This window comes from Microbacterium sp. Au-Mic1 (genome assembly GCF_021341785.1).
Taxonomy (GTDB): domain Bacteria; phylum Actinomycetota; class Actinomycetes; order Actinomycetales; family Microbacteriaceae; genus Microbacterium.
In genome coordinates this window covers 38,493-58,244 of sequence record NZ_JAJTTF010000006.1, presented here as the reverse complement: position 1 = coordinate 58,244, position 19,752 = coordinate 38,493, and the positions used below count along the sequence as shown (strand labels likewise).

At 65.3% G+C, this 19,752-nt stretch carries 21 protein-coding genes; 8 read left to right on the top strand and 13 right to left on the bottom strand.

The annotated features are described in order from the left end of the window. Nucleotides 1-116 precede the first annotated feature (116 nt). Complete coding sequence (locus LXM50_RS09595; RefSeq protein ID WP_233311100.1) at nucleotides 117-908, top strand: GntR family transcriptional regulator; 792 nt, start codon at nucleotides 117-119, stop codon at nucleotides 906-908. Here the strand turns inward: LXM50_RS09595 and LXM50_RS09590 are convergent. From LXM50_RS09590 to LXM50_RS18720, 5 genes are read right to left on the bottom strand one after another with little or no spacing between them, the layout of a single operon-like run. Further along, the gene (locus LXM50_RS09590; RefSeq protein WP_233311099.1) at nucleotides 901-1,788 is read right to left on the bottom strand and encodes a BadF/BadG/BcrA/BcrD ATPase family protein; all 888 of its coding nucleotides are present in this window, start codon (nucleotides 1,786-1,788) and stop codon (nucleotides 901-903) included. The two genes, LXM50_RS09595 and LXM50_RS09590, sit on opposite strands and share 8 nt — an antisense overlap. Beyond that, complete coding sequence (locus LXM50_RS09585) at nucleotides 1,785-2,786, bottom strand: SIS domain-containing protein (RefSeq protein ID WP_233311098.1); 1,002 nt, start codon at nucleotides 2,784-2,786, stop codon at nucleotides 1,785-1,787. The genes LXM50_RS09590 and LXM50_RS09585 overlap by 4 nt, the downstream gene beginning before the upstream one ends. 22 nt (nucleotides 2,787-2,808) lie before the next feature. Continuing rightward, nucleotides 2,809-4,782, bottom strand: a complete 1,974-nt coding sequence (locus LXM50_RS09580) for a primary-amine oxidase (protein WP_233311097.1) — start codon at nucleotides 4,780-4,782, stop codon at nucleotides 2,809-2,811. Between the two features lie 25 nt (nucleotides 4,783-4,807). Then, complete coding sequence (locus LXM50_RS09575; RefSeq protein WP_233311096.1) at nucleotides 4,808-5,536, bottom strand: GntR family transcriptional regulator; 729 nt, start codon at nucleotides 5,534-5,536, stop codon at nucleotides 4,808-4,810. Between the two features lie 14 nt (nucleotides 5,537-5,550). After that, complete coding sequence (locus LXM50_RS18720) at nucleotides 5,551-6,588, bottom strand: Gfo/Idh/MocA family protein (RefSeq protein ID WP_233311095.1); 1,038 nt, start codon at nucleotides 6,586-6,588, stop codon at nucleotides 5,551-5,553. A 243-nt stretch (nucleotides 6,589-6,831) separates the two neighbouring features. Between LXM50_RS18720 and LXM50_RS09565 the strand changes: the two genes are divergently transcribed. From LXM50_RS09565 to LXM50_RS09545, 5 genes are all read left to right on the top strand, one after another. Then, nucleotides 6,832-8,121, top strand: a complete 1,290-nt coding sequence (locus LXM50_RS09565) for an ABC transporter substrate-binding protein (protein WP_233311094.1) — start codon at nucleotides 6,832-6,834, stop codon at nucleotides 8,119-8,121. A 64-nt stretch (nucleotides 8,122-8,185) separates the two neighbouring features. Then, on the top strand, nucleotides 8,186-9,073 hold the full coding sequence (locus LXM50_RS09560; protein ID WP_233311093.1) for a carbohydrate ABC transporter permease: 888 nt from the start codon (nucleotides 8,186-8,188) through the stop codon (nucleotides 9,071-9,073). Between the two features lie 10 nt (nucleotides 9,074-9,083). Continuing rightward, nucleotides 9,084-9,965: a carbohydrate ABC transporter permease gene (locus tag LXM50_RS09555; RefSeq protein WP_233311092.1), complete on the top strand. Its 882-nt coding sequence runs from the start codon at nucleotides 9,084-9,086 to the stop codon at nucleotides 9,963-9,965. A 34-nt stretch (nucleotides 9,966-9,999) separates the two neighbouring features. After that, nucleotides 10,000-11,373: an aldehyde dehydrogenase family protein gene (locus LXM50_RS09550; RefSeq protein WP_233311091.1), complete on the top strand. Its 1,374-nt coding sequence runs from the start codon at nucleotides 10,000-10,002 to the stop codon at nucleotides 11,371-11,373. Beyond that, complete coding sequence (locus tag LXM50_RS09545; protein WP_233311090.1) at nucleotides 11,370-11,822, top strand: hypothetical protein; 453 nt, start codon at nucleotides 11,370-11,372, stop codon at nucleotides 11,820-11,822. The genes LXM50_RS09550 and LXM50_RS09545 overlap by 4 nt, the downstream gene beginning before the upstream one ends. Before the next feature lie 102 nt (nucleotides 11,823-11,924). Here LXM50_RS09545 and LXM50_RS09540 read toward each other — a convergent pair whose 3' ends face one another. Beyond that, nucleotides 11,925-12,341: a FadR/GntR family transcriptional regulator gene (locus tag LXM50_RS09540; protein ID WP_267920780.1), complete on the bottom strand. Its 417-nt coding sequence runs from the start codon at nucleotides 12,339-12,341 to the stop codon at nucleotides 11,925-11,927. A 214-nt stretch (nucleotides 12,342-12,555) separates the two neighbouring features. Between LXM50_RS09540 and LXM50_RS09535 the strand changes: the two genes are divergently transcribed. Continuing rightward, nucleotides 12,556-13,104 (top strand): SHOCT domain-containing protein, encoded by a 549-nt coding sequence (locus tag LXM50_RS09535; protein WP_233311088.1) that lies wholly within the window; start codon nucleotides 12,556-12,558, stop codon nucleotides 13,102-13,104. Nucleotides 13,105-13,126: 22 nt separating this feature from the next. On the opposite strand, the gene LXM50_RS09530 is transcribed toward LXM50_RS09535, so the two are convergent. The 4 genes from LXM50_RS09530 to LXM50_RS09515 form a co-directional block, all read right to left on the bottom strand. After that, nucleotides 13,127-13,423: a hypothetical protein gene (locus LXM50_RS09530; RefSeq protein WP_233311087.1), complete on the bottom strand. Its 297-nt coding sequence runs from the start codon at nucleotides 13,421-13,423 to the stop codon at nucleotides 13,127-13,129. A gap of 43 nt (nucleotides 13,424-13,466) precedes the next feature. Next, complete coding sequence (locus tag LXM50_RS09525; RefSeq protein ID WP_233311086.1) at nucleotides 13,467-14,144, bottom strand: RES family NAD+ phosphorylase; 678 nt, start codon at nucleotides 14,142-14,144, stop codon at nucleotides 13,467-13,469. Further along, nucleotides 14,141-14,749, bottom strand: a complete 609-nt coding sequence (locus tag LXM50_RS09520) for a hypothetical protein (protein ID WP_233311085.1) — start codon at nucleotides 14,747-14,749, stop codon at nucleotides 14,141-14,143. The genes LXM50_RS09525 and LXM50_RS09520 overlap by 4 nt, the downstream gene beginning before the upstream one ends. 107 nt (nucleotides 14,750-14,856) lie before the next feature. After that, nucleotides 14,857-15,003 carry a hypothetical protein gene (locus LXM50_RS09515; RefSeq protein ID WP_233311084.1) on the bottom strand — a complete coding sequence of 49 codons (147 nt, stop codon included), beginning with the start codon at nucleotides 15,001-15,003 and terminating at the stop codon, nucleotides 14,857-14,859. A gap of 1,325 nt (nucleotides 15,004-16,328) precedes the next feature. Here LXM50_RS09515 and LXM50_RS09510 point away from each other — a divergent pair. Further along, nucleotides 16,329-16,601: a helix-turn-helix transcriptional regulator gene (locus LXM50_RS09510; RefSeq protein WP_233311083.1), complete on the top strand. Its 273-nt coding sequence runs from the start codon at nucleotides 16,329-16,331 to the stop codon at nucleotides 16,599-16,601. 69 nt (nucleotides 16,602-16,670) lie between these two features. Here LXM50_RS09510 and LXM50_RS09505 read toward each other — a convergent pair whose 3' ends face one another. The 3 genes from LXM50_RS09505 to LXM50_RS09495 all read right to left on the bottom strand — a co-directional run bounded on the left by LXM50_RS09505 (nucleotide 16,671) and on the right by LXM50_RS09495 (nucleotide 19,625). After that, nucleotides 16,671-17,567 carry a GIY-YIG nuclease family protein gene (locus LXM50_RS09505; protein WP_233311082.1) on the bottom strand — a complete coding sequence of 299 codons (897 nt, stop codon included), beginning with the start codon at nucleotides 17,565-17,567 and terminating at the stop codon, nucleotides 16,671-16,673. Nucleotides 17,568-18,178: 611 nt separating this feature from the next. Beyond that, nucleotides 18,179-18,538 carry a hypothetical protein gene (locus LXM50_RS09500; RefSeq protein WP_233311081.1) on the bottom strand — a complete coding sequence of 120 codons (360 nt, stop codon included), beginning with the start codon at nucleotides 18,536-18,538 and terminating at the stop codon, nucleotides 18,179-18,181. A 34-nt stretch (nucleotides 18,539-18,572) separates the two neighbouring features. After that, nucleotides 18,573-19,625 (bottom strand): hypothetical protein, encoded by a 1,053-nt coding sequence (locus tag LXM50_RS09495; protein ID WP_233311080.1) that lies wholly within the window; start codon nucleotides 19,623-19,625, stop codon nucleotides 18,573-18,575. Between the last annotated feature and the right edge of the window lie 127 nt (nucleotides 19,626-19,752).

Sequence of the window (19,752 nt, the reverse complement as noted above, 5' to 3'; positions counted from 1 at the left end):
TTGGTAACTAGTGGACTTGATATTTTCTCCACAGGGAACTTGAAGCCCACGTCTCCAGGGACGCCGCCAAACAGACGGATACATCTGGAGCGGCGTGGTATCGATCGTGGTACCTCATGGATGGCAAGATGGCAGCTGTGGGGAACGAGTCGATCGCAGCGTCGCCGATCCGGGCGGACTACCCGGAACCGCTCTGGGTCCAGGCGGTTGAGCTCATATCTGGCGAGATCGCCGCAGGCAGGTTGAGCGCGGGCATGCGGCTGCCCCCGGAGCGGGAACTCTGCGAGCAGCTCGGCATCAGCCGTGTGACGTTGCGCAAAGCTCTGACGAAGCTCGTCGCCGACGGCGTTCTCAGTTCCTCGCATGGCCGGGGCTGGTACGTGATGGGCGCCAAGCGCGTCAAGGAGTGGCCCAACTCGCTCGAGTCATTCAGCGAAACCGCGAGGCGGTTGGGGCTCACTTCGTCCTCAACCGTCCTGCGCGCCGAGGCCGCCCCCGCGAACCTCGATGAGGCTGAGGCGCTCGCTGTTGCTCCCGGAACACCCGTCTTCCGCCTCGACCGGGTGCGGATGCTCGACGCGGTCCCGATCGCCATCGACGTGTCGGTGACGCTCGTCAGCGTGCTTGACGACCCCGAGTCAGTCGACTTCACGGTCGGATCACTGTATGCGCAGCTGGAGCGCACCGGTGCCGAACCCCAACGCGCAGACGCCACGATTGAGGCCAAGGAGGCGCCAGTAAGCGTCGCCTCCGAGCTCGAGATCGCCCCGGGGCAGCCGATACTCGTCATGCGTCAGATCGCTTTCGACAGCTCCGATCGCGCTGTCAGCCTCTCGACCATCAGCTACGTCGGAGACCGCTACCGCCTTCGCACGGCATTCGTCCGCGGGGCGGCGCGGGTCAGTTGAGCCGTTTCGCGAGCGCGAGTGCGCCTGCGACGGGATCGTCCGCCAGCAGATGCAGGTGGAGCGACGGGTGATGGTCGGCCAGACGGTGGGCGAGGGCCTGGAACAGCACGGGCTGACGTGTGATGACGCTTCCGGCGACCACGACGTCATCACCGATGGCCCCACGGCGTACGAGCTGACCGACGAGGAGGGCGAGGTGGTCAGCGGCGTGTTCGATCACCCCCGTCGCCGTCGCGGACCCGGTCGCGGCGGCCGCGAAGACGCTCGGCGCGTGCGGCGCCCAATTCTGCACCGTGGGTTCATCGTTGACGACGCGGGCGAGGCGCTCGGCATCCGCGACCCCGAAGGAGGCGAGCAGAGCCGCGAGCAGACCATCGTCCGGTCGAGCGTCGTCGTGGGCCCCGAGCGCGGCCTTCGCGGCCTCTCGCACGATGCCGGCCGCACCCGCGTCGTCGCCGATCACGGCGCCCCACCCTCCGGCGAACAGGAGCGCACCTCCGGCGTCGGTTCCGACGCCGATCGACCCGGTTCCCGCGATGAGCCCGATGCCGTGCTCGCATCCCGCGGCCGGGACGAGTAGCGCGGCGTCGTTGACGCATGCAACCGCCGCGTAGCCCAGGCCGACCAGCTTCGCTCGCAACTCCGCCGCAAGCTCGACCGAGTCGAGCCCCTGCGCGCCGACGGCGAGGATGGTCGACTCGGCCGAGAGCGCGAATGCTCCTCGCACCACTCGATCGATCCACGCCGCCCCGTCCGCGACGGGTTCCGCGTCCCATCCGATCGATGGGACCACACGGTCGACGACCTCGCGAGAGGGGAGCTCGGCTCGCAGGGCGGTCTTGGTGGCGCCGATGTCGACGCCGATCAGCGCTGCTGTCACTCGGGGGATCCTACCTTCGTGTCGTCGTGGGAGAAGACGAACTCCTCGATCTCGATTCCGCGTCGTCGGGCGACGTCTCCGGCGATCCGCTGCAGGACCAGCGCCTCGAGGATCGCCCGTTGCGAGGCTCGGAGCTGCGGGAGGTGGATCGTTACGACGCCGGGTGCGTCGATGTCCGATGAGGTCACCAGCACGACGCGATGATCGGCACGCGCGAGCATCCTGGCCACCTCGATCTCACGGGTGTCCCCGAAGAGCACGGTGACGCCCTCTCCGGCTGACTCCATGGCGCCGTGCAGGTACTGCCGAGTGCTCATGGCGGACGCGGGAACCCGGGCGACTTCACGCAGCAGCAGAGCGCCTGCTTCGGCCGAGCCGACGGAAGCGCCGCCGCCGATGAAGTCCGCTCCTGGTGCTCCCTCGAAATGGTCTGACGCCGCCGCCGTGTCGAGCGTAGTCTCGAGTCGACGAAAGACGTCCGCGAGCTCGGCCCAGGACGGGTCGAGCTCGCCGCCGTTCCACGCCTCGCCGAGCAGAGCGAGACCGGCGATGGTCGCCGTGTAGCCGATCGTCGACGCGTAGCTGTCCGGGATGCTGCCGAGGTCGAGGCTTGCGCTCGAGAGGTCGGCGAGTGGGGAGGGTCTCGTGTTGACCACGGCATACCGGAGGGGGACGGGGACCGTCTCGAAGGCGGCGATGGTCTCGGAACTGCGGCCGCTCTGCGAGATGGCGACGATCGTGCGGTCGCTCCCGGGGAGGGGGAGCGGGGTATCGCCGGATCCGAGACGCGAGGCATCGATCCCGCGGGCGCGCAGCTCCCAGACGGGAGCTGCTGCTGCGGCGAGGCTCGCGCCGATGGCCAGGAAGACCGGCCCTGCTCCGGCGAGGCTGCCGGCCGCTTGCTGGTGGAGTACTTCGTTCCGCACCCTCACGATTGCGGTGGCGAGAGCGTCGGCCTGGGTTGCGGTGGCCTCGGCGAAGGGGACGTATCCGTTCATGTGGATTCCTTGTCGATCAGTATCAGTGATGGGGGTGGTGTGCGGTGTGCCCATCCGGGTGCGGGGCGGCGCAATGCGTTGGGCTCGCCGCCGGCACTTCGAGCGACGGGTTGCGCCTGAAGAAGCCGTGCGGTTTCAGCACGAAACCGGCGGTATCGACCGGCATGATGGGCCAGTCCTCGACGCGGGGGAAATGCGTGAGGCCGAACGTGTGCCAGAGCACGATGTCAGTGCCGTCGACGTTGCGATCGGCCGCGACCCACGTCGGGATGCCGGCTCCTCCGCGATGCAGGTTGACGAAGTCTCCCGCTGGGTAGAGCTCGCTTGGCTCGTAGGCGGTCACCCACAGATGCTTGGTCGTGAAGGTCGCACGCCTGTAGATGTCGGACTCGCTGTCGGCGAGCAGCAGCGGCTTCCCCTCGGGGTAGAGCACCCAGCCGACCTGCTCTCCGAGGCGGTTCTGCACCTCGGTGTTGCTGACGAACCAGACCCGACCACTAAGGTTGTCGGCCACCCTCTGCGCGTCCGATTCGCGGTGCAGCCGGGTGACGGCCTGTGTGAAGCCGGTTCCGCTGGGGTTCGCAGATCCGCGAGGAACCCGCCTGGCCTCGACCTCGTCCACCGCGTTGGACAGGCCGTCGACCATCATGTCGAGCCGCGCGCTGAACAGGTGCTGGTGATTGGGGGCGCCGAGGCCGGGGGCGATCTCGGTCGCGAAGGGGTACCCCTTGTGCGGGTATGCGGAGGTGAAGACGATCCCGGTCGCCTTGATCTCGAACTCGATCGTTCCGTCGAGCCCGAAGTACCAGTAGAAGCCATAGTCGTAGTTGCCGACGGTCATGAAGAAGCTCACGACGAGCCGACGGTTGCGACGGGTTTCGCTCGAGCCGTTCCAGTTGTCGGAGTGCTTCCAGAGAATGCCCGCATCCTCCTCATGAATGCAGATCGCCTGCTTGATGACCCTGGGGGCACCGTCGTTTCCGGCTACGACCGCGTCGAGGTAGGTGATGTCGCCGATGCAGTCGCAGCCGAGCTCGAGCGAGTTCGCGAAACCGCCGAAGAGATACTCGCCTCCGTCGAAGAAGTTCTGGAACCAGCGCTGCGGGCTCGGGTCGCCGTAGGGCACTACCATTTCCGCGATGGACGCGCGGTAGATGACGGGACGCTGCCGCTCTCCGTCCGCGATCGAGATGTCGTGCAGCACCAGGCCCTCGCGCTGGTCGAAGCCGACCTGCAGTCGCCAGCCGGCCCAGTCGATCACACCGTCGTCATCGATCGTGAAGCTCGGACCTTGCGGCTGGGTGATCTCGATGGGCTTCAGGCCCCCGAGGTCGGGGCCGCGCCAGGAGGCGAGGTGATAATTGCCGTCCTCCTGCGGGACCGGCAGCAGTGCGTAGTCGATAACGTCGAGCACCTCGCCGGTCACGACGTCGACCATGACGGTCACGCCGTCGACCGGATGCGCCCAGCCGAGGTCGTCGGGAGTGTTCTGCACGAAGGTGAAGCAGCGCTGGATGCGACGTCCGCGCTCGGCCTCCTCGAGCACGCCGGCCGAGAGCGGGTTCACCCGCAGCTTCGAGACATCCGTGAGTCCGCGCTTGGCCATCGCAGCCAGCCAGCGTTCATCGCGGTGCACGACCTCCTCGACGTAGCCGAACTCGCGCAGCACCACGGGAACCGCGCCGTCGACCTCCGGGTCGAGCACGTGGGCGCTCACGACGCGATCCTCGGCGGGCGCCGTCACCACATCGTGCGACAAGCCCGTCACCATGTCGATGAGGAAGGAACGCACCCGGCGCGGCTCGTGGCCGCCCGCGAGGAGCACGCGCTTGTCGGGCTCCACGAGGCCGACATAGGAGTAGTGCGTGTCGGCTGTCGCGAGCCCCTCGCGTTCGAGGATCCGCTGGTTGGTGGTGATCTCTGCTTCGGTGAGCGTCGAGAGCGCGGCGGCGCGGCTCGCGTCGACCAACGTCGCGGCGGTTTCGGGGTCAGTCACGGTGTCTCCTTTGATTTCGTGGATTTCACGCTCGGGTGAAGGTGGTGCGCAGCCGGTAGCGGTCGCCCACGTACTCGATCGCCGACAGCAGCACGGGTCGGTCATCGCGGTCGGTCACGACCTGCTGCATCGCCAGAACGGGGCTGCCCGGGGCGATGTCGAGGGCAGCAGCCGTCTCGTCGGATGCGCTCCGCGCCTCGATGATGGAGTCCGCCCGATGCATCGTGACGTCGCGCTGCTCGAGGACGCCATAGAGGCTTTCCAGCGCCCAATCGACGTCGAGCAGGTCGGGGGCGACAGAGACGGGCAGGAGGGCACGGTCGATCGCGATGGGCACCCGGTCGAGCATGCGCACCCGCACCACGCGAAACACGCGGGTGCCGGGCGCGACACCGAGAGCCTCCGCCTCGTCGAGGGTCGCCTGGCCGATTTCGGCCCCGAGCACCCGGGAGCTGGCGGTCAGCCCCATCCGGTGCGCCGTCTCGGTGAACGACTCAAGGCTGTTGGGCCAGTCCTTGGGGCCGACGGCGGGCGCGATGAACCACCCGCGCCCCTGGTGCGCCGTGAGCACACCGTCGTCGACGAGTTGCTGAAGCGCTCTCCGGAGGGTGACCCGCGAGATGTCGAAGCGCAGGCAGAGGTCGCGCTCGGTCGGCAGGCGCATCCCCTCGGCCAAACCGAGCTCCGTGATGTCGCGGATAATCGCGTCGACGGCCTGACGCCACAGCGGTTGCGGGCGGTCGGCGACGAGCACAGGGCGTGGATCGGTCATGAGGCGAAGGTCACCGGCTCCCAGGTGCGAGTGGACATGGAGCGGTAGCAGGCGTCGAGGATGCAGTTGACGACCCAACCGTCCTCGAAGGTCTCGAGGGGCGTGCGACCGGTCTCGAAGCTCTGCACGAAGTGGCGCATCTGCTGCGAGAAACCGTAGGCCCTGGTCTCCTCCGGAACGGGGTAGACCCAGCCGGTGTCTGCGCCGGACTTCTCGACGAGGTGGCCGACCGGCTTCTCGATGAAGCCCCAGACGCTGGTCACCGACGTGTCGGTCACGAGGCGGCCGCCCGTGCCGACGAACTCGTGTCGGAGTTGCATACCGCCCTTCTCGGTCCATGCCGATTCGATGATCGCGAGTTGGCCGCCCTCGAACTTCAGCAGCGCGACGGCCGTGTCCTCGCCCGTCGTCTTGTCACCGTGCACCACGGTGGCGCCGTGGGCGAAGACCTCGACGACGGGGTTGTCCTTGCCGAAGAAGTGCCTGGCTGACTCGACAGTGTGGCAACCCATGTCGAGAAGTGCGCCCCCACCCGCAGACATGGCATCCCAGAAGTGCGGAGCGTGGGGACCGGAGTGGGCTTCGCGGGCTCGCATCGTGAGAAGTTCGCCGATGCCGCCCGCAGCGGCCATCTGGTGGGCCTTCTGGAGGCTGGGGGAGAACACGCTCGACTCCGCGTAACCATGCCAGACCCCCGCCTCCCGCACGATGCGGAGGATCTCGGCCGCCTCAGCGCCGGTGCGGGCGAGCGGTTTCGTGCAGATGACGGCCTTGCCCGCTGAGGCAGCTAAGCGCACGGCCTCGACGTGGGCCTCGTTCGGGAGCGCGATCACAACGAGGTCAACGTCGGCGCTCGCGCACAGCTCGGTCATGTCGGTGTGGTGGGTCCTGCTTTTCCAGCGTGTCGCGAACGCCGTCGCGCGGTCAGGGTTCCGCGAGTAGTTGGCCGTGAGAACCGCTTCTCGCACGTCGAGCAGGGAATCGGCGTAGCAGTCGGCGATAAAGCCGGAGCCGAGTATTCCGACACGAATCACTTGCCCTCCTGGATTGAGCTCACGTCAGCGCGCTTCGCGCCCGCTTGGAAACCACAGAGTACCAGTATGGACACAACTAGATACGAGTGCAACGGAAGTACGAAAATTCAAATACCTCTTGCTACCAAAGCAAGACCTGTATAGGCTGACCATCGCGCAACGATCGGACCCGTCGAGCGATGCGCAGAGCATTGCTTTCCCGTACACGCAGAAGCGTTTCCATTCAGAGAAGAAGGACTTGAGATGCGATTGAAACTTGCACCTTTCGCCGCGCTCGCGGCCGCCACGATCGCGGTAGGCCTCGCGAGCTGCTCAGCAGGCGGCACCAGCGCGGGTGGCTCGAGCAGCGACTCCGTGAAACTCGTGCTCGGCTCCTGGCGCACAGAAGACGCCGCCATGTGGGAGAACGACATCATCCCGGCGTTCGAGAAGTCCCACCCCGGCATCACGATCCAGTACAACCCGACCGACACCAACGACTACAACGCGGCGATTCAGTCCCAGGTCGAGAGCGGCACGGGCCCGGACATCATCATGTGTCGTCCGTTCGACGTCAACAGGGCATGGATCAGCAAGGGCTACTTCGACAAGCTCGACGACCTCAAGGCCGTCTCAGGCTTCAACAAGACGGCGCTCTCCGCATGGCAGGGCGACGATGGCGGGAGCTACTGCATTCCGGCGGCATCCGTCCTCGCGGGCTTCTATTACAACAAGGCGATCTTCCACGAGCTGAAGCTCGACGTCCCGAAGACCCAGCAGGAGTTCCTCGACGTCCTGGCGAAGATCAAGAACAGCGGCAAGTACGAACCCCTAGCCCTGGGCTCGGCCGATGGGTGGCAGCTCTCCTACAACGTGCTCGACAGCATCGGCCCCAACTACTGGAAAGGCGAGGAAGGCAGGCTCGGGCTCGTCGACGGCTCGAAGAAGCTCACCGACCCGGCGTTCGTTGCAGCGTTCAAGGCCTACGGTGACCTCAAGCCCTACCTCCCGAACGGCTTCGAGTCGATCAAGTACACCGACATGATGCAGCTGTTCACGCTCGGCAAGGCCGCCATCATCCCCGACGGGTCGTGGGACATCGCGGCCGCGACCGCGACGGGCCTCGACGTCGGCGTCTTCGGTGCGCCCGTCGCGAAGTCAGGTGACAAGCGCTACCAGCAGGAGATGCCGGACATGGCCTTCGGCCTGAACGCCGCGAGCAAGCACAAGGCCGCGGCGAAGGAGTTCCTCGAGTGGGTCGGCACGAAGGACTTCCAGCAGCTCTACGTCAACAAGCTTCCCGGCTTCTTCTCCATGGGCAGCGCTCCGGTCAACTACGACAACAAGCTGGCGCAGGAGTTCGCCGACCTGAAGAAGGACGCCGAGCTCACCCCGCGCCTCCAGCTCGACCGCCTGAGCGCCGGCACCCCGCCGCTCGACGACGAGACCTGGACCGCCCTGCAGCAGATGTACAACGCGGGGATGAGCCCGCAGGACGCGACCGCGAACCTGCAGAAGGGCCTCGACTCCTGGTACAAGCCGGCAGCGAAATGATCCATCGGCGGGCCGGCGTGCGCGATCAGGCCGGCCCGCCTCCCCCCGTCACGAAAGGCGACGCATGATCTCCCGAGCCTCCAGATGCCGTTATCTGGCCCTCTTCGTCCTCCCCGCCCTTGTCGTCTACGTCGCCTTCTCGGTGTATCCGCTCGTCAGCTCTGTAGTGCTGAGCTTCTTCAGATCGGATGAGCCCGGTGGGTCGGCCTTCGCGGGGTTCGACAACTATGTTCACCTGTTCACGAACCCCACGACGAGCGGGCGGTTCTGGAACGCGCTCGCGAACAACGTCGAGTTCTTCGCGATCCACCTGCTCGTCGAGCTGCCGATCGGCCTGCTCTTGGCGGCGCTGCTCACCTCCGGTGTGCTTCGTCGCTCGACCGGCCTCTACCGAACGCTGCTGTTCGTGCCCGCCACCCTCTCGGTCGTGATCGTCGCGTTCATCTGGCGGCTCCTCATCAACCCGCTCTGGGGACTGGTGGGCTTCCCCCTCCTCGGGAACGAGATCACTGCCCTCCCGACGATCTCGCTCATGTCGGTGTGGCAGTACCTCGGCATCCCGATGGTCTTCCTCTACACGGCGCTCCTCGCGATCCCCAACGACGTCGTCGAGGCCGCCCGCATCGACGGCTCGGGCAGCTGGACGACCTTCTGGCGGATCAAGTTCCCGCTCATCGCGCCGCAGTTCGGCCTCATCGTCATCCTCACCTACATCTGGACCTTCAACGGATTCGACATCGTCTACGCACTCAACGGATCAGCACCCGGCCCGAATTACTCCACCGACATCCTCGGCACATTCTTCTACCGGACCTTCTTCGGATCGAGTGGCCAGGTCGCCGATGTCGACCTGGGGGCTGCGGTGGCATCCGTCATCTTCTTCATCATTCTGGTGACGACGGCCGCGTACTTCCTCGTGCTGCAGCGCCGCCTCAAGACCTACGAACTTTAGGAACACCGTGATGACCTCAGCCACCACCATCCGTCGCCGGACCGGCGAGCGAACCCGAACCGTGCCCCGCGCCGATGTACTCACGGCCGGTTTCGTGCACGCACTCCTCATCGTGTTCGTGCTCCTCGCGATCCTGCCGGTCCTCATCGTCGTCATGAATTCGTTCAAGACGACCCCCGGCATCTTCGGGGCGCCGTTCGCCCTGCCGAACGCCGGCACCCTCAACCTGCAGGGCTACATCAACGTCTTCTCCCGCGGCAATTTCGGGACGAACTACGCCAACAGCATCATCGTGACGCTTTCGACCATCCTGCTCACGACCGTGCTCGGCACCTTGGCCGCCTACGCGCTCGTCGAGTATCGTGTGCGCATCGGGCCGCTCATCGCCGGCTTCTTCATCGTCGGGATCATGCTGCCGATCCGCCTCGGCACGATCCCGCTGATCAAGACGATGGTCGCCTGGCACCTCATCGACACCCTCACCGCGCTCATCCTCGTCTACACTGCAATGCAGCTGCCGCTCGCCATTGCGCTGATGATGACCTACTTCCGCCAGGTGCCGACCGAGCTGAAAGAAGCCGCCCGCATCGACGGCGCCGCCGAGTTCCGGGTCTTCGGCATCACGTTGCCCCTCGTGCGTCCCGGCATCGCCGCCGTCGCCTCGATCACGATGCTGCCGGTATGGAACGACCTCTGGTTCCCGCTCATCCTCGCGCCGAGCAAGGGCAACCAGACCGTGACTCTGGGAGTGCAGCAGTTCGTCGGGCAGTTCCAGAACGACTACCCGGCGCTGCTGGCGGCGCTCACCCTCGGCGCCGTTCCCCTCGTCGTACTGTTCGCGGTGTTCTCACGGCAGTACATTGCCGGCCTCAGCTCCGGCTACGGCAAATAGACCACCCCACCACCGCCGACCGTTTGGAGCCTCCATGATCGCGACCATCAATCCCACCACGGGCCAGACCGAGAAGACCTTCGAACCTCATACCGCTGCGCAGATCGAGGGGATCCTGAACCGTGCGCAAGAGGCGAATGCGCTTCTCGCCGACACGACATTCGAGGAACGAGCGACGTGGATGCGTGCGGCCGCCGATCTGCTCGATGCAGATCTGGAACTCGCCGCAGGTCTCGCCTCAACGGAGATGGGCAAGACCATCGGAACCGCGAAGTACGAGGTGACGAAGTCGGCCAATGGGATGCGCTGGTATGCCGAGCATGCCGCCGACTACCTGGCTGATGAGGAGCCGGTCGATGCCGCGAGCGTCGGTGCATCCGCCGCTCGCGTCGTCTTCCAACCCATCGGAACCGTGCTCGCCGTGATGCCGTGGAACTACCCGTTCTGGCAGGTCATCCGGTTCGCGGCACCCGCGCTCATGGCCGGCAACACAGGCATTCTGAAGCACGCCTCGAGCGTCCCGCAGTGCGCGCTCTACCTCGGCGAATTGTTCGAACGCGCGGGCTTTCCCCCTGGCGCGTTCCAGACCGTGCTCATCGAGGGTGCCGCGGCGTCGACGCTCATCGAAGACCGTCGCATCCGCGCCGTGACCCTCACTGGTTCTGTCGGAGCGGGCGCGGCCGTCGCATCCGCGGCGGGGCGCAATATCAAGAAGAGCGTTCTGGAGCTCGGCGGTACGGATGCGTTCATCGTCATGCCGTCGGCCGATGTCGCCAGGGCGGCCGAGTTCGGTGCGAACTCCCGCACGCAGAACAGCGGGCAGTCCTGCATCTGCGCAAAGCGCTTCTATGTGCATGAAGAAGTCTACGATCGCTGGTTTGCCGCCTTCCTCGACCGGATGGCGGGTACGACGACGGGGGACCCGTTCGACTCCGCGACCGGGTTCGGCCCGATGGCGACCGCGAGCATCCGCGCTGAGGTTCACGACCTCGTGGAGGACGCGCGAGTGAAGGGCGTGACGATTCACACGGGCGGCCGTCTGCCCGACGGGCCCGGCTGGTTCTATCCGGCGACCGTATTGACCGGTGTGACTCCCGAGATGCGGATCTTCCGCGAGGAGTGCTTCGGGCCGGTGGCCAGCGTGTATCGGGTTTCGTCGCTCGACGAGGCCATCGCGGCCGCGAACGACTCCGATTTCGGCCTTGCGGCGAGCGTATGGACCACCGACGACGCCGAGATCGACCGACTACACGCCGAGCTCGAGTTCGGTGCCGTCTTCGCGAACGGCAACAGTGCATCCTTCTTCGGGCTGCCGTTCGGTGGCGTCAAGGACAGCGGATTCGGTCGTGAACTCGGTAGCTTCGGCATCCGCGAGTTCGTCAACGCCAAGACGGTGTGGAGGGCGTGAAGGTTCTGCTGGCACGGGCGTTCGTGCACGCGGAGCACGTCGTGATGGCGGGAGCCATGATCAGCGTCGCCATCGTCGGGCATCCACCGATTGCCGTCATCGGGCTGGTATTGGCGACATTGGCTCGCGCCGCCGTGATGGCGGCGCGAGCCCCGAGGGGAGATCGGCGGGTGCAGTTTCGAGTCATCGACGCGATCGCAATGGCCGCCACCATGCTTGCGATGGTCTGGCAGGGAATCGGGCATGCGCATGGCCTCACTGCTGAATCTTCGGAGCTCGCCGTCTCGGATCGCTGTTTGCTCGTCGTGCTGGCCGTGGTGAGCTGGATCTTTGGGCGACTACTGCTCGCACGACGGCCCGACGGTGATGCCGGCTGGCGCGCTATGGAGCCTGTGTCCGCCTCCGCCGTCCTCATCGGGGCCGCGACGATGGCCATCTCCTGTCTCTGAACGGCGCCGACTCCAGTCCGTGACTGCCTGTGGCAGAGCCAGCCACCGCCGTCCCCGTTCCTTGACGAAACGCTGCGGTCAGGGCTGCGCGGTTCTCCCTGCCTAGACCGTCGTCGCGGCCGGCCGGCCGACGGAACGGACTTGAGCCGCGTGAGACGGGTGGGAGTCCAGGTAGGCATCAAGCCAGCCTTTGGCAGCCGTGACGTGGACGAGGGAAGCCGCTTCAGCGCCGTGCGAGTCGCCTGCCTCGATCGCGCGGAGAATGTTGCCGTGGTGGTCGATTGTCAAGCCCACGGCATTGTCACTGACAATACCTCCCCAGATACGAAGCCGAACCGTCTGGCTGGAGAGACAGTCAAGGATGCTGAACAGCGTGTCATTTTCGGCCGCGCGAACGATGGCCGAATGGAACTCGAAGTCGCAGCTTACGAGGTCTTCAATGGAACTCATCATGCGGTGGCGCTCGTGCGCCTCCCGAATCATCGCGAGCTTCGACGGAGTCATGCGCTGGACGGCCAGGCGGGTGGCCGCGGTTCGAGAAGCTGACGCACTTCGAGGACTTCCCGGAGTGTGTCGTCACGCATCATCTCAACTGCGAAGGAGATGCCTTCGAGGAGTTGGGACGGATCCGGGCTGCTTACGTAAGTGCCTGAGCCGTGACGCACAGTCAGGACTCGCATCTGCTCGAGGACACGGACCGCCTCACGAGACCTGGGCCCAGATCCGCGAGTCGATGCGCGAGCTCAAGACGGCGATGAAGGACTCTCAGCTGGCGAACCTGTTCCCCGGGCTCAGCTTCTCGGAGGACAGCGCGACCTACCAGGGCGTCACTCAGCCGATCGCCGGTGCGACCGCGGTCGTGGATAGCGCCGGTGCACTCAGCCGCCGCCCGACCCTCACGCGCGTGGCCGTCGGCACTGTGCTCGCAGGAGCTGTGGGTGCGATCGGCGGAGCGCTCCTTCAGAAGAAGGAAGACGGGCGCGAGGTGTTCATTCTCATCGACGGCACCCAGGCCGCGTGGGCGGTGCCCGTGAAGCCCGACGAGCTGGGCGACGCGACCAGGTTCACTGCGCTGTTCAACACCGCGGCGAAGCAGGCGGCTGCAGCGGCCTCCGAAGAGCCAGCTGCTGATGCTCCGGCTCACGCGCCTGCTTCGGTTCCTGCGGCCGCCGGGAGCACGATCGCTGAGCAGCTCTCTCAGCTCAGTACTCTGCATGCCGCCGGCGCTCTCAGCGACGACGAGTTCGCGCGGGCGAAGGCCGCGGCGCTCCGGAACCTTTAGGCGAGTGCTCTGCGCCTGGGCCTCAGCGGGCGACGAGGTCTGCGCAGCCCATCGCGAACTTCGAGGTGTAGTCGATGTGGCCGGCAGCGCGGGTCTCGGCTGAGGTGAGCTTCTCGAGCGCGACGGGATCCTTGCCCGCCTTCGCGCGGAGTCCGTTGACGGCGGCGAACATCTGCTCGCGCTCGTAGAGGACCCACCCAAGCTGCGCTGTGCCGTCGGGGGTCTTCACGAACTCTCGGCGCTCATCACGGACAGCCTGGGTCCTCCGAAGAACGGCGAGGAGATCGTCGAGGTCCTGCTTCCAGGTTCTGGCGGGCATGCGGCGTTCCCTTCTTTCGAATCGTCGGCATAGCTCCGGTGCGTCAGACGATCAGCAGCTCGATCTTGACCGTGGAGCAGTACGCCGACAGCCAGCTGAAGCCCGGGGTGCCGGGAGCGAAGGGGCCGATACCGTCGTCGGTGATCTCGAGCTCGTGCTCGGCGACGCGGTCGCCGAAGAGCATGTACGCCTCGGAGGTGTTGTCGCGGGCGCTCATCCACACGACGCCGTCGAACCCGACCAAATGCGCTTGCTGCGCCCAGAGCACAGTCTGGTCGTAGACGTCCGCGTCGGTCGCGGTCAGCTGTTGCGGGGTGACACTCAGCCGACGGAGCCCGGGCCCCATCAACATCGCGAGATTCAGATCCCGCGACACGGAGAGCGCAGTCTCAGTACGGGACATGTAGCTCCGCCCGGGCAGAACGCCGCCACCCAAGGGGATGTCGTGCAGGATCGTCTCGCAGACGGCAGCCTCAGCCGTCGACGCGGCGTAGAGCACGGGGACCACGGGGCCGTCGGGATCCGCAGTGCTGTCTAGAACCGCAGGGCTCCGGAAGAAGGCGAACCGGGTCGGCGAGCCGATCCCGGGGTTGAAGGAGTTGCCGGCGCGCTTCGGGTCGTGCACGCGGTGCAGCAGGGATCCGGCGGGAACCACGTGACCGAGCGCATCGAACGGCGAGGGCGGAGGCGGGACGACGACAGAGCGTCCCGCCCCGCTCACCACTCGACGCCCCAGGCGTTCTTGGCGACGGCGAGCAGGCGCTCGGGATCCGTGACGTGATCGACCGGGCGATCGCCGCCGAGGTAGGTCGTCGGCGCCATCATCCACAGGACCACATCCGCTGCGGAACGCTCGTGCTGCTCGGCAAGAGCCAGCAGAGGCTTCACCCAGGGACGGATCTTGCCGGCTACGCGGTCGAGCTGGAAGCCCGGGAAGACGAACGCGTTCTTGCGCTCGACACCGAGGAGTTCGCCACGCTTGCGCAGCGAGGACGCGTACGCGCGGTTGCCGGCGCCCAGGAGAGCGCCAGCTTCCGTGGAGGAGTACAGGCCGAAGTCTCGCTCGACCTGACGCCACACGGTCTCCGTGGCCTGGACCGCGCGAGCGGTCGCAGGATCGACAGTGGTCGACTGCGAGGCGATGAAGCTCGCGAGGGAGTCCGTGGCGGCGCGGTAGGCGAGCGCACCGCGGATCGCGTTCAGGACGCCGCTCGAGGAGGCATGGACGTTCTCGAGCTCGCCAACGACAATCGCAATGTCCGCGCCGTCCAGCACCTCGAGCGCGTGGCGCACGTCGTCTTCAGGGTGAGATGCAAGCTGAGTCATCTGACACTCCTTCCGTTGATACCTCTTGTAAGAAACGTTAGCACCCGCAAGCGAATAGAGATCAGAATCGGCTTCGGATTGACAGGCTGCATACAGGGTCGGGATAGTCAATCCTCGACGCAGGAGCGTGGGAGCTTGTCGATGCTCGCCTGCGCAATCGTCAGCGCGGTGAGTTCCTCGAGCGTGGCAGTCGGGCCGGTTCGCACGCACTGGAGCTCGGCGATCGCAGTAGGGAGTTGCGCGGTGTCACGCATGGGCGCTCCGTTCTCAGAGATGTACCGGTTCTGTTTCGTTGATGCACGAGGTGCAGATGTACCGCGGAATGTACCGCGGATTGCTCAGCAGGGCTGGGTGGAGGAATGGCTGGTCACAGCTGATTTCGTGAGCACGCAAGGGGGGCTTGTGTACCGCGGGGAAAAGTGAAAACGGTGCACCGTTTGCCCCGCTGTTCCCTTGATACTTCAATGAAGTTGAGGGAAATAGAGAGCAGATGTACCAGATGTACCGCGTATCCGTAGAAACTCCACACATGCGCGCATGCGCACGCACACGCATGTAGTTCAGTCGAAATCGCGGTACACGCGGTACATTCGTTCTTCTCGCAGACCATTGACCTGATGAGCGAGCATTTTTCGTTGTACCAGCGCGGATCTACTCCGTGGTACCGAGCAGGCCGCGACGCCCTGCCGAGCTTCTCGAAAACGTGTCTGACCTGGGGATCCTGCTCAAGCTCTGGCGTACCGATTATTCGGTACGCGGGGTCTCGCGAGCTGGCCGAGACGAAGAATCCCCCGGGGAGGCAGCGGTGCTGCTCCCCGGGGGATCTGATCGAGCCGCCGAGCGCTCAGGCTCTGACGGGCCGTGCTTCTCAGCAAGCTGGGCGCGCCACCCGATGGTGACGTGGCCCGGAACTCCTCCTACCGCTGGTAGGCGAGATGCGGGGTGGTCTCGCCACCCCCGGTCTTGTGCGCGCGAAGGGCGTCAGCAGTTCACGGTGCCGCCCAGAGCGTTGTCGGTGCGGCATTCGCCGCTTCCGCCGTCGGACGCGGCGTCGGGGATGGGGCTTCGATTGTCAGGTCGTCGTGCTCGCTGCTCGTGACTTGCTGTTCCGTTCGATGCAGGGCCTCGAGCGTGCCGGGTGGCAGTCTTGGCGTCAATGGCCCTCGGGGTCCAGGTCGATCTCTGCAGCAAGTTCCGCCAGAGATACCCTGCCGGTGCCTCGACGCTCGCCAAGGGCCTAAGCATCCTGGGCGCCATCGACGGCAGGGGGATCAGGGCGAAGAGTTCGAACGGGATGATCACGCCTACGGGTTTCCGCCCGCCGAGACTGTCGGGCTCTGCCCGTACGCGTTTGGTGCGGAAGTACTAAGCACCGTGGACGGCGAGGCGCTCGCGTCCTGCAGTGACACTGTTGTCAGCCAAAGGGGATTGCCGTCAGACATGCTTCCGGATGTATCGAAACGCGTCAGTTCTCTATATCAATTGATGAGAACTATTCTGCACAGTTGCAGTAATGGGAAGAAAACTTCTCGCGAGGTTGGTTCGATACTCTTCAGATCAGAGCATGGGAGCGCGAGAGATGGAAGAGCGGTTGGGTAGTGCGGGGGCCTTCGCCGCGTTCGTCCGGCGGGCACGGTTGCGTGCCGGCATGACGCAGGAGGACCTCGCGCAGGCGGTTCGAAAGAGCAGGCATTGGGTCCATGACGTCGAGGCAAGCAAGGTCACGCCATCGCTTGGCGCCGCAATCGACGTTGCGGCCGCGCTCAGGTACGAGATACTTCTACGCGTCAGCGAACGGTCGGCAGTGCTCGATCAGGTCTTTGAGGACCTGGACATGCCGTCCGACATCTGAGATTCGAGGCAGGAGGGGCCGGGGGAGCGAGTGGTACCGGCGGGATATGCCGATTTGCGTTGGAACCGGCTACAGGCCGAGTCGGCTTCCCCATCCCACCTCCATCTCGTCGACGATATGTTCCGGGACCGGATCCGGCGCTGAGGCGACCAGCCTGGCGATCGCCGCGCGGACCCGTTCTACCCCAGGCGTGGTCTGCTGCCAGGTCTCTGCACCGCCTGCAGTTAAGTGGGCGGGGTGGAGCATCGTGTCGAGCGGTTCGGAAATGTAGAACGGGTGCACCGCGCTGAGTCGGATGTGTCTCCCGTTCCTCCTCATCCCACTGAAGACGCACCAATGCTGTTCAATCGGCTGACCAGACGGTAGGCGGAGAATCGAAATCAGATGGTTGCCTGAGTGAAATTTCATCTCCTCGATCGAGATAAGGTCCTGACGGAAATAGAGCTGCAATCCGTAATCGGTCTCGCGTGAGCCTAGTAGCGATCCGCTGTCGAGCAGCCGAACCATTCGGGCCTCTGTGGCGGTCACCGTTTCCTCATTGAACGCAGTCGGATCACGGGGAGACGTCGGTTGCCTGCGTACTCTCGCCGAGCGATGCCGATGGAGCGCAACTGCCGAGGCTGATCTGGTGGGCATGGGGATTGCGTAGCCCTCGCCGATGCCGAGAAAACCCTGCTCCCTATGAGCATATTCACGAGCCGTGTCCAGCGCGCCGTAGTGGAACCACTCGGTATGGCCTTCAATATCGGGCGGCATGTCGAGGCGTGCATGATCCACGACGCGATGGAGTGTCTTCTCCACCCAGGCGGCGGAACCATTTGGCGCCAGGTCGAAGACGCGCGACTCAACAAAATCAGTCTGATCGTGAGGTTGGATTGCTCGCCAACGACGAAGCGGACTTGACGCTTTACCGATCTTGAAGCGCTGATGCGAACTGTGGACCAAGAAGTAGATGTGCTCCACCATGCGGTGCACGGTATCGCTTTGGTCAGACACCAGGGTATGTATGCGCGGGCCAGCACTGATCAATTAAGTAGCCGGGTCGCCGGGCACAATCAGACAGACCAGGCAACGTCGGCTTGGGCTGCCGAGCCCTTAGGCCGACAAGGTCGCGGGCTTCATCCGCGCGCTCGTCCGCCAGATCGATGACCAGCGATGGCTCGTCGAGCACGGCTCACTCGGCGAGTGTGCCTCGGCGCTGATCGCTGCACAGTCGCTCGGACTGTCGTCCCGCTTCTGGTGCCGGTCCGAGTTGGTGGTCGAACCCATCCGCGCCGCCATCGCCACGTAGCTCCTCCGGGGCTGATCCGGCGCGCATCACCATCGCGAACCCCTGTCGCCTTCGGGGCGGCGGGGGTTCTTCTTTTCGAGTGCTCGCGCCTACCACAGAGCGATCAATCCGAGAAGCAGCGGTTCGATCGTCGAAGCCAACTCGGAACGACGACGGTCTTCCTCGGAGTGACCGCGGAGCACGTCGAGGACCTCCTGCGATGCCCGACGACCGGTCGCGAGGTCCCCGTTCTCGATGATGGAGACGGCGATGTTGTGCACCAGTCCGGCCTGCAGGGCGTCGATCCTCAGCGTCGCCGTGTCGCCGTGTCGCCGAGGAAGAGCGATGGCATGATCTCGAGCTCGTCGAACGCGAGGTCGGTGATGGTCTTGAGCAGAGCCATCCCCTGCTGCATGGCCTGGTCGTCGGCGCCCAGTGCCCGCATCTCCCGGAGGTCTTCGTAGAAGGTGCCGTTGAGGCGGATGAGGTCGCACACGAGCTCGTCACGGCGCTCGATCCGATGGGGGCTCTCGGCGACCGCTTCCTGACGCATGCCCATCATCTGGATCAGCTTCTCGCCGGACGTCGCCTCAGCCTTGTCGCGGCTGCGGTGCAAGAGGTACTTCCGGTGAAACGCATCTACGACGACGGGTCCGTGGGTCTGCATGCCTCGACAGTAGCGGGGCGTACGGACGCCGCTGCTACCAGTCGTCGGCCGGTTCTTTGTGAAGCCGGGGTCGTCCCTCGGGCGCCATAGGAGCGCGCACCTGCCAGACCATCAACGCGGTGGCGAGTCTATGGCGGCCGAGCCCGCCTTGCGGGTCGTATCCGAGAATCTCGGGGAGCCCCAGGAGCCTGGCGTGCACTGTCGAATGGTGCAGTCCGCGTATGTTCGCGATCGCCCGCAAGCTGTGACCGTCGGCAACTGCTCGGAGCTCACCGATTGTCCATTTGCTCGCTAGTGCCCGCTCCAACGCGAGCATCTCTGAATCGAGTGAACTGGGCGATGTCTGGACGTCCTCGAGCGTCCGAAGAAGCACGGGGCCGAGGTCATCGGCGTTCAAGGATTCGTCGTTGCCTGCAAGTCGCAGGGCGATGACGGCATCCGTCCACGAGTGGTGCAGCTCCTTCCCTGTTGTCAGCGTTCCGACTCCGGCGGGCCCGACTGCTCGGTGCCCGTCTCGGACGATCGCCGCGCGGACGGGGCCCCAGGAAGTCTCCATAAGTGCGTGTGGTGCCGCGCTTGGAGGAGTCGCTGACAGCGGCAACGCAATTGCTCTGAAACGCCCGTCGGCTTCCAACCGCAGCCTGCCGAGTGCCCTCGTTCTCAGGTCAGGAGGTTCGTCGGGTCGCGGGCGGGCGAGGAGGATCTGGGTAGAGGTGGGCTCGGGGTCATCACCTGGCCTGTTCGCAATGAGCTCGAGGGCCAGCGCGAGACGTTCGAGCACCATGTCCGTCGTCGGTGGCGAGTCATTTGAAGGGGAAAGCCATGCTTCTCCTCCTCCGGGAACCGATACCGCGGTGGCGCTCTCAGGACGAGAAGAGATCGCAGCCGCATCACCGGAAGGCGACCGGCGGTAGCGACGCGAGCCGTTGTCATATCCGACCGTCGCTCTTGCCAGGATCGCTGCCTCCTTGAGCAGCATCTCGGCGCTCGGGCGAGCAGCCGAAAGCCTGTCGAAGTACTCGATCACGAGCAGGTTGTCTCGTGCTGTCGGGTCCAGATCGGCGAGTCGACCGTAGAGTTCGCGCACGTTCTCGTCCTTGAGATGGATAGATGCCGACATTTGTCGGACCACACGCTCAGAATAGCGTTCGGCTGTCGGCTGCCTCAGTACGCCCTTGCGCGGAGGATGAACGCAACGGTCACAGTGGCGTGAC